Source organism: Stenotrophomonas sp. 14P6.2.3 (assembly GCF_057799055.1).
In genome coordinates this window covers 1-7,627 of sequence record NZ_JBYOLA010000049.1, presented here as the reverse complement: position 1 = coordinate 7,627, position 7,627 = coordinate 1, and the positions used below count along the sequence as shown (strand labels likewise).

Genomic DNA, 7,627 nt, shown 5'->3' with positions numbered 1-7,627 from the left:
CTACCGGAGTTGAACGCCGCCAGTGGGGCAGCGCGCCTGCTGTTGCGCACACGCCTGCTTCCGCCATTCCTGCAATACCGGTTGCAGCCCGCTGTAGCGCCGCCCCTGCCAGCCATTGGCCAGCACCGTGCCCTGCGCATCGATCAGCACCAGGTTGGGCGGGGCCGGGCCCGCCAATGCCTGCAGTGACGGCATGCGCTTCGCGCGACGCGGGTCCAGCACCGGCCACGGCATGTCCTGCAGCTGCATGTAGCGCCGCAACGCCGCCTCGCTTTCATCCAGGCTGACATACACCACTTCGGTATCGGCGCCGGCCTCGCGCAGCGCGTCGCGCACGCCGCGCAGGGTCGGCACGAAGGCGTGGCAGGGCGCGCACCAGTCGGCACCGAAGTACAGTGCGATCAGCTTCGGCGGTGGCGACCACTGCACCGGCCGCAGGGAACGTGGCTCGGGCCGCATCAGCGACGCGGAGACCTGCGCGTGCAGGTCGGCCGCCGCGGCAGGCCATGCCAGTGCCAGCAGCAGTGCGGGCAGCCAGCTAGAACGCATAACGCAGGTTCACGTACCACGAGCGGGCGAAACGCGGACCGTACACGTAGTCGCTGTCGCGCAGCGCGCCGCTTTCCAGATCCTTCTGCCGTTGGTCGAACACGTTCTTGACCCCGGCCGCCACCGACACTTCCTGCTGTGCCTGCGCGCCCAGATGGCGATGCCAGCGCGCGCCGAGATCGGTGACCAGGAACGCGCGGGTGCGGTGCAGTTCGCCCAGCCGGTTGTTGAGCACCGGCATCGATCCGGTGTGGCGCAGCGCCAGGAACGTCTCCCAGGGTTCGGCCGGCATCCAGCTGAGCTGGGCCACGCTGGTCCAGCGCGGCGTCTTCAGGTAGTTGCGGCTGTCGATCACCGTATCGCCTCCGTCGGCGGTGTCATCGAAGATGCGTTGCGGCTCGCGGAACTGCGAGCGGTACCACGACGCACCGGCAGTCAGCCGCCATTGCGGTGAGGGCTGCCAGCCGACGTTGGTTTCCATGCCCAGTACGTTCGAGCCGGACGCGTTGTAGCGCAGCTGTGTCAGCTGGCCATCATCGCCGCGCTGGATCTCGCCCAGCGCGAAGGTGTCACGGATGCGTGCGTAGGACGCAGTGGCATCCCAGCTCCATACCGGGTCGGCCGGGTCGGAGCGCCAGTCGAATCCGAACAGGGTGGTCAGCGCGCGCTCCTCCTTCAGGCCACGGGTGTTGCGCACGCGCACCTGTTCGCCACCGAGGGTATCGACGTGGACATCCTCGACGAAGATTTCCGGCGCACGGAAGCCGGTGGCGATGCCCGCACGCCATTTCAGCCGGGGAGTCGCCTGCCAGGCGAGGGCGATACGCGGTGAGAACACGGCGCTGTCCAGTTCCGAACTCTTGTCCACGCGCGCACCCAGCACCAGGTCGACGTCATCGCGTACGCTCCATTCGTCCTGCACGAACGCGCCGAGGTTGTGGAACGTCGCATCCTCGAGCACGGCCAGGCGCTGGCCGGCGCCATCGCGGTTGTCGTCACGCAGGCCCTCATGCTTGTACTGCACGCCGAACGCGAGCGTGTGTGCACCCAACCGCCAGTTCAACTGGCTGTCGATGTACTGCAGCGGGTTGTGGGTGCGCCCGTACTGGCGCCACGAGCGTGATGCGGCACTGCCGGGCACGTTCGGGTCCAGCTGCGAAGGATCGTAGCCGGGCGCCGATGGATCGGTGACCACATCGCCAAGACCGCCATAGAAGCTGTCGCGGTCGATGTCAGCGAAGGCGTAGGCCAGACGGAAGTCGACGTCGCTGTTCACTTCCTGGTCCCATGACAGGCTGCCGCGACGGTAGTTGGTATCCAGCGATTCGGCGATGTTGGCCAGGTGTTCGGGCTGGTCGAGGCGATTGCCACCGCGACGGCTCTCATCGGTCACCTGCAGGTCCAGCCGCAGGCGCGTGCCCGGATTCGGCGCATACCAGGCCTGCAGGCCACCGACCTTGAGGTTCTTGCGGGTGATCTCGGTATAGCCGTCGCCGTTGTAGTCGATGCCGCTGTTCCAGTTGCGCTGGGCGATCACCGACAGTCCCGCGTCGGCTTCGCTGGCGACCAGATCCAGACGGACGTCGGCGTTTTTCTGCGGCGTGCCCTTCAGCACATCCACGCCGGCCTGCACATGGCCACCGCTGCGTGCAGGCAGCGGCGGAATCAGATTGATGACACCGGCCACCGCGCCCGGCCCGTACAGCGACGAACCACCGCCCTTGACCACTTCGATGCGGTCGACGAAGCCGGCGGGAATCTGTTCCAGCCCGTACACGCTGCCCAGCGTGGACAGCAGTGGAATGCCATCGAACAGCAACTGGTTGTAGGCACCGGGAAGGCCCAGCAGCTGCACCTCGCTGGTGTTGCAGTTCTGGCAGTTGCTTTCCACCCGCAGGCCGTTGATCAGCTCCACCGCGCGGGAGAAATCGGTGGCTGCGCGCAGTGCGATGTCTTCCTTGCGCAGTACTTCGGTGCGGATCGGTACGTCCGACAGCAGGCGTTCGCTGCGGGTGGCGGTGCTGACTTTCACCTGCACCCGGTCCAGCTCGGTAGGAGAGGGCGGTGCAGCGACTGCGGCCAGTGGCAGGGCGGCGGCGATACCGGCAGCCAGCGGCAGCCGGCGAAGAAGAGAGGCAGCAATGCGCATGAGGGCGTCGTCCTTGGGGAGGGAGGGCGGCGAGGGCGACCTGGCTGGCGCACATGAAAGCAGAAGGTCATCAATATAGCAATTGCTATATTACCGTTTCAGCTCGCGGCGGAACCGTGGTCTTTACTCGAATTCGAGTGTTATAACATTACACAATGCGCACGGAAGCGTGCCGGTGGTCATGCCCCGGAAGGGGTCAGCCGCGACGGAAGGCGGCGGGAGTGCGCGCGCCGACGATGATCATGCGGATCATCGTGGAGATCTGTTCGACCAGTTCCGGGTCGTTCTCCGGGGGCTGGTCCATGGCCGAAGCGCCCATTGCAAACACCAGCCGGGTGATCGCCATCGACACCAGTTCCGGCTTGTACAGCACCGCGCCATCCAGTGCGGCCAGGCGCACCAGGTCGTGCTGCAGCTCTTCTTCGAAGTAGTGCAGTTCGCGTTCGACCGCGTGTTTGAAATCGTCCGAGCCGACCGCGCCTTCGCGCAACAGCACGTGCAGCAGCTTGTCGTCGGCGCGCAGCTGTTCCATGAAGGTTTCCACCGACACGCGCACCACGCTGGTGGCGCTGGACGTAGCGCGCTGGCGGGCTTCGCCGATGATGGTGCGCAGTGAGCGCCCGGCGACGTCGATCAGGGCGACGGCCAGTTCGTCCATGTCGCGGAACTGTCGATAGAAACTGTTGGGTGCGATACCGGCCTCGCGCGCGACTTCGCGCAGGCTGAGGGTGGACAGGCTGCGATGCGGGCCGATCAGTTTCAACGCGGCGGCCAACAGATCCTCGCGGCTCACCGTACGGCGGGCCGGGCTGTTGGCATCTTCAGGCGGAGACAGAACGGTGGCGGCGGCCATGGCACTTCCGGTGGGGCAAGGCTGAATCATACCCAATCCGGTGCAATATACACATGTATACACAGCTGTGTGTGCGGCCGTATAGTGCGCCCATGAGCGCTGTCGTCCGACCTTCCCTGCTTTCCCCGTACCGCTGGCTGTCGCCGTCGCTGTTCGACTTCTGGGCGGGCCAGCTGAATCCGTTGTGGACCCTGCGTGAGCCGATGGCCCGCCTGGTACGGCGCGAGCCGGCCGGCGAGGGCGCCGCGACCCTGGTCCTGCGCTGCAACCGGCACTGGGCCGGGATGCGCGCCGGCCAGCACGTCACCCTCGGCGTTGAGCTTGAGGGGCGTGTATTGCGCCGCAGCTACAGCCCGACCCGCCTGGGCCGCCGCGAGCTGGCCATTACCGTCAAGGCGGTGGAAGGCGGCAAGGTCAGCCAGCATCTGGTCGCACATGCCAAGCCGGGCGACCTGTTCCGGCTGGACGCGGCCTTCGGTGATTTCCACATGCCTGCCGCCGCGCCGGTATTGCTGCTGGCGGCCGGTAGCGGCATCACGCCCATGCGCAGCCTGCTGCGCGACGCCTGCCAGCGCCCGCTGGCGGCGCCGGTCGATCTGTTCTACTGGGAGCGCAGCACCGCGGCGTTCCAGTTCCGCGATGAACTGCTGGCGCTGGCTGCGGCGCATCCGAACCTGCGCGTGCACCTGCTGACCACCCGCGAAGGCGACGTGCCGGCTGCGCGTATCGACAGCCACACGCTGGCCGTTGCCGGTGACGACACCCCGCTGGCGCAGCGCCACGTACTGGCCTGTGGCCCGGACGGTTTCGTTGCCGCCGCGCGCACGCGGCTGGCCCAGCACGTGGCCGGCTTCCAGGCGGAAGCCTTTACCCCACCGGCAGCACTCAGTGATGCCGACAGCCTGGGCGAGGTCGCATTGACCCTGGCCCGCAGCGGCCGGCGGCTGATCGTGCCGCGTGGCCGCTCGCTGCTGGAAAGCCTGGAGGCGCAGGGCATCGCGCCCAAGCACGGCTGCCGCATGGGCATCTGCAACAGCTGCACCTGTGAACGCGTCAGTGGCACCACCCGCCATCTGCGCACCGGCGACACCCAGTCCGAAACGGCCGTGCCGGTGCGGATCTGCGTGAGCGCGCCGACCACCGACCTGACCCTGGATCTCTGAGGACCCCGCTGCCATGACCCGCGCTACCGACCGTGCCCTGAGCCCTGCCGAGATGCAGACGTTTGGTGAGGAACTCGATGCGATCCGCGACCGTGTGATCGGCAGCCTCGGCGCGTCCGACACCCGCTACATCCGCCGGGTCGCAGCGGCTGTGCGCTGGTCCGGCGTGCTTGGCCGCAGCCTGCTGTTCCTGGGCGCGTTCTCGCCGTTGTTCTGGGCGCCGCTGCTGTGGCCGGCCTGCATCGCCGGCACCCTGCTGCTGGCGCTGGCCAAGATCCTGGAAAACATGGAGCTGGGCCACAACGTCATGCACGGCCAGTACGACTGGACCGGCGACCCCAAGCTCAACGGCAACACCTACGAATGGGACATCGTTGCCACCGCCGACAACTGGCGCAAGACCCACAATTTCCGCCACCACACCTACACCAACGTGCGTGGCATGGACGATGACATCGGCTATGGCCTGCTGCGCATCTTCCCGGAGCAGCGCTGGAAGCCGTTCTACCTGTTGCAGCCGATCATCGCGCCGATCTTCGCACTGCTGTTCCAGTGGGGCGTGGCTGCGCAGGATCTGCGCCTGGGCCGCTGGTTCAAGGGCCGCATCAGCAGCCGCGCGATGTGGCTGCAGACCCGTCCGGTGGCACGCAAGATGATCCGCCAGGTGCTGAAGGACTATGTGTTCTTCCCGCTGCTGGCCGGTCCGTTCTTCCTGCCGGTGTTGCTGGGCAACATGGTGGCCAACGGCCTGCGCAACATCTGGACCTACGTGATCATCTTCTGTGGGCACTTCACTGCCGAATCGGAAACGTTCCCGAAGGAATGCCTGCGCAATGAATCGCGCGGCCACTGGTACCTGCGCCAGCTGCGCGGTTCGTCCAACATCAGCGGCGGTTTCGTGATCAACGTGCTGTCGGGCAACCTCAGCCACCAGATCGAGCACCACTTCTATCCGGATCTGCCGGCCAACCGCTATGCGGCGATCGCCAAGGAAGTGAAGGATATCTGCCGCCGTTACGGCCAGCACTACAACAACGGCTCGCTGCCGCGGCAGTTCACCCAGGTGGTCTGGCGCATCCTGCGCCACGCGTTCCCGAGCAAGCCGCGCCGCCTGCCGATGCCGGACATCATGCCGGCACCGGCGTCGGCCAACGCCGGCTGATTGTTCAGCCGGCCTTTGCCAACAGCGCAGGCGACTCGCGGTCCAGCCTGCGCAGGAACACCTGCATTTCCTTGCGCGCCTGCTGATCGCCCTTGCTGCCAGCCACGCTGAGCCCACGTTGCCACGCCTCGCGCGCCGCCTGCGGCTGGCCACCGGCCAGCCATGCCTTGCCCAGCAGCTTCCACGCCGCCGAATAGTCCGGGTCCAGCACCACGCAGCGCCCCAGATGGGTGGCTGCGCGCACCGGATCGCCGGCGTCCAGCCAGCTTTTGCCCAGGCCGAAGCGCAGCAGCGCGCTGTCCTTGCCGGCGGCGAGCATCTTTTCCAGCGTGTTGATGTCCATCAGCGCACCTCCACCAGGGTTTCCACCGGACCCGCCTGGAAGCGCCCGCGATGGAACAGCAGCGGTGCGCCGCCTTCTTCCCGCACGTCGACGATGCGCCCGGCCAGCAGCAGGTGATCGCCGACCGGCCACTGCGCGTGGCGGGTGCAGGTGAGGTGGACGACGGCACCGGCGATCCGCGGTGGCGCGTCCTCGCCGTCGTCCAGCAAGGGCACGTCGGTGAATCGATGGCGCACCTGCGGGTCGGCGAAACGGCGCGCCAGGGCTTCCTGTCCGGCGCCGAGCACGCTGATCGCGAACTGGGTGGCGCGCTGGAACGTGGACAGGCTCTGCGCATGCAGGGCCAGGTTCCACAGCACCAGTGGCGGCTGCAGCGAGATCGGCACGAACGAATTGATGGTCAGGCCCTGCGGCTTTCCCTGTGCATCACGCGCGCACACGATCGCCACACCGGTAGGGAAATGGCCGAGCAACCGCCGCAGCGCACGCGGCGGCAGGCTGACCGACGGCACCGGTGCCGGAGCGGGGAAGACCCCTGCCCACGGCCCGGCGTATGCGCCAGAGTCCGCGTTCATGCGGCCCTGGCCTGGCGGTAGCGCCGGCCGACTTCGGCCCAGTTGATGAGGTTGAAGAACGCGCCGATGTAGTCCGGGCGACGGTTCTGGTAATGCAGGTAGTAGGCGTGCTCCCACACATCCAGGGCAAGGATCGGGGTATTGCCGGAGGCACCCGCCGCTGCGCCCATCAGGGGGCTGTCCTGGTTGGCGCTGCTTTCGACCTGCAGGCGGCCATCGCGATCGACGGTCAACCACGCCCAGCCACTGCCGAAGCGGGTCTGCGCGGCCTTGCTGAATGTCTCTTTGAAGGCGTCGTAGCCTCCGAGGTCGCGATCGATGGCCGTGGCAAGTTCGTCATCGGCCGTGCCGCCGTTGGCACTGAGGACGGTCCAGAACAGGCTGTGGTTGGCGTGGCCGCCGCCGTTGTTGCGCACTGCGCCGCGGATCGATTCGGGCAGGGCATCCAGATCGGCGATCAGGGTTTCCACCGGCTGCGCGGGCAGACCCGCCTGTTCCAGCGCGGCATTGAGGTTGTTGATGTAAGCCTGGTGGTGCTTGCCGTGGTGGATTTCCATCGTGCGCGCATCGAAGTGCGGTTCGAGGGCGTCGTAGGCATAGGGGAGGGCGGGAAGCGAATACGACATCGAGACAGTCTCCGTGGGGAAGGCCAGGGGTGTGGCCGTGGGGAGACTGTTATCGCACCTCAACATTGGTTGAGGTCAAGCGGCAACGAAGCTTCAGTAGTGCCAGCCCATGGCTGGCAACTTCATACACTCCGAGCTGCCAGCCATGGGCTGGCACTACTGAACCCGCTTTTGGAACCCTCACCGGCGGGTAGTGCCGGCCGCTGG

The 7,627-nt window shown here is 66.9% G+C and carries 8 protein-coding genes; 2 read left to right on the top strand and 6 right to left on the bottom strand.

Annotated features, from left to right (window positions below):
* The 3 genes from AC27VL_RS19475 to fabR all read right to left on the bottom strand — a co-directional run bounded on the left by AC27VL_RS19475 (position 1) and on the right by fabR (position 3,551).
* On the bottom strand, positions 1–549 hold the full coding sequence (locus AC27VL_RS19475) for a thioredoxin-like domain-containing protein (protein ID WP_100552734.1): 549 nt from the start codon (positions 547–549) through the stop codon (positions 1–3).
* Entirely contained in the window at positions 539–2,698 is a 2,160-nt protein-coding gene (locus AC27VL_RS19470; RefSeq protein ID WP_488767968.1) for a TonB-dependent receptor plug domain-containing protein, read from the bottom strand. The genes AC27VL_RS19475 and AC27VL_RS19470 overlap by 11 nt, the downstream gene beginning before the upstream one ends.
* A 196-nt stretch (positions 2,699–2,894) precedes the next feature.
* Positions 2,895–3,551, bottom strand: coding sequence for an HTH-type transcriptional repressor FabR (gene fabR / locus AC27VL_RS19465; protein ID WP_033831321.1), 657 nt, complete (start codon positions 3,549–3,551; stop codon positions 2,895–2,897).
* Between the two features lie 92 nt (positions 3,552–3,643).
* On the opposite strand from fabR, the gene AC27VL_RS19460 reads away from it, so the two are divergent.
* Both AC27VL_RS19460 and AC27VL_RS19455 read left to right on the top strand, forming a co-directional pair.
* On the top strand, positions 3,644–4,714 hold the full coding sequence (locus AC27VL_RS19460) for a ferredoxin reductase (protein WP_488767967.1): 1,071 nt from the start codon (positions 3,644–3,646) through the stop codon (positions 4,712–4,714).
* A 13-nt stretch (positions 4,715–4,727) separates the two neighbouring features.
* The gene (locus AC27VL_RS19455) at positions 4,728–5,876 is read left to right on the top strand and encodes a fatty acid desaturase family protein (RefSeq protein WP_100552731.1); all 1,149 of its coding nucleotides are present in this window, start codon (positions 4,728–4,730) and stop codon (positions 5,874–5,876) included.
* A 4-nt stretch (positions 5,877–5,880) separates the two neighbouring features.
* Here the strand turns inward: AC27VL_RS19455 and AC27VL_RS19450 are convergent, their stop codons facing one another.
* From AC27VL_RS19450 to AC27VL_RS19440, 3 genes are read right to left on the bottom strand one after another with little or no spacing between them, the layout of a single operon-like run.
* Entirely contained in the window at positions 5,881–6,219 is a 339-nt protein-coding gene (locus AC27VL_RS19450; protein ID WP_089235888.1) for a tetratricopeptide repeat protein, read from the bottom strand.
* Positions 6,219–6,794 (bottom strand): flavin reductase family protein, encoded by a 576-nt coding sequence (locus tag AC27VL_RS19445; RefSeq protein ID WP_100552729.1) that lies wholly within the window; start codon positions 6,792–6,794, stop codon positions 6,219–6,221. Before AC27VL_RS19445 ends, AC27VL_RS19450 begins: the two co-directional genes overlap by 1 nt.
* A complete protein-coding gene (locus tag AC27VL_RS19440; RefSeq protein ID WP_100552728.1) occupies positions 6,791–7,420 on the bottom strand; it encodes a superoxide dismutase in 630 nt (209 codons plus the stop codon). The genes AC27VL_RS19445 and AC27VL_RS19440 overlap by 4 nt, the downstream gene beginning before the upstream one ends.
* Positions 7,421–7,627: the final 207 nt, after the last annotated feature.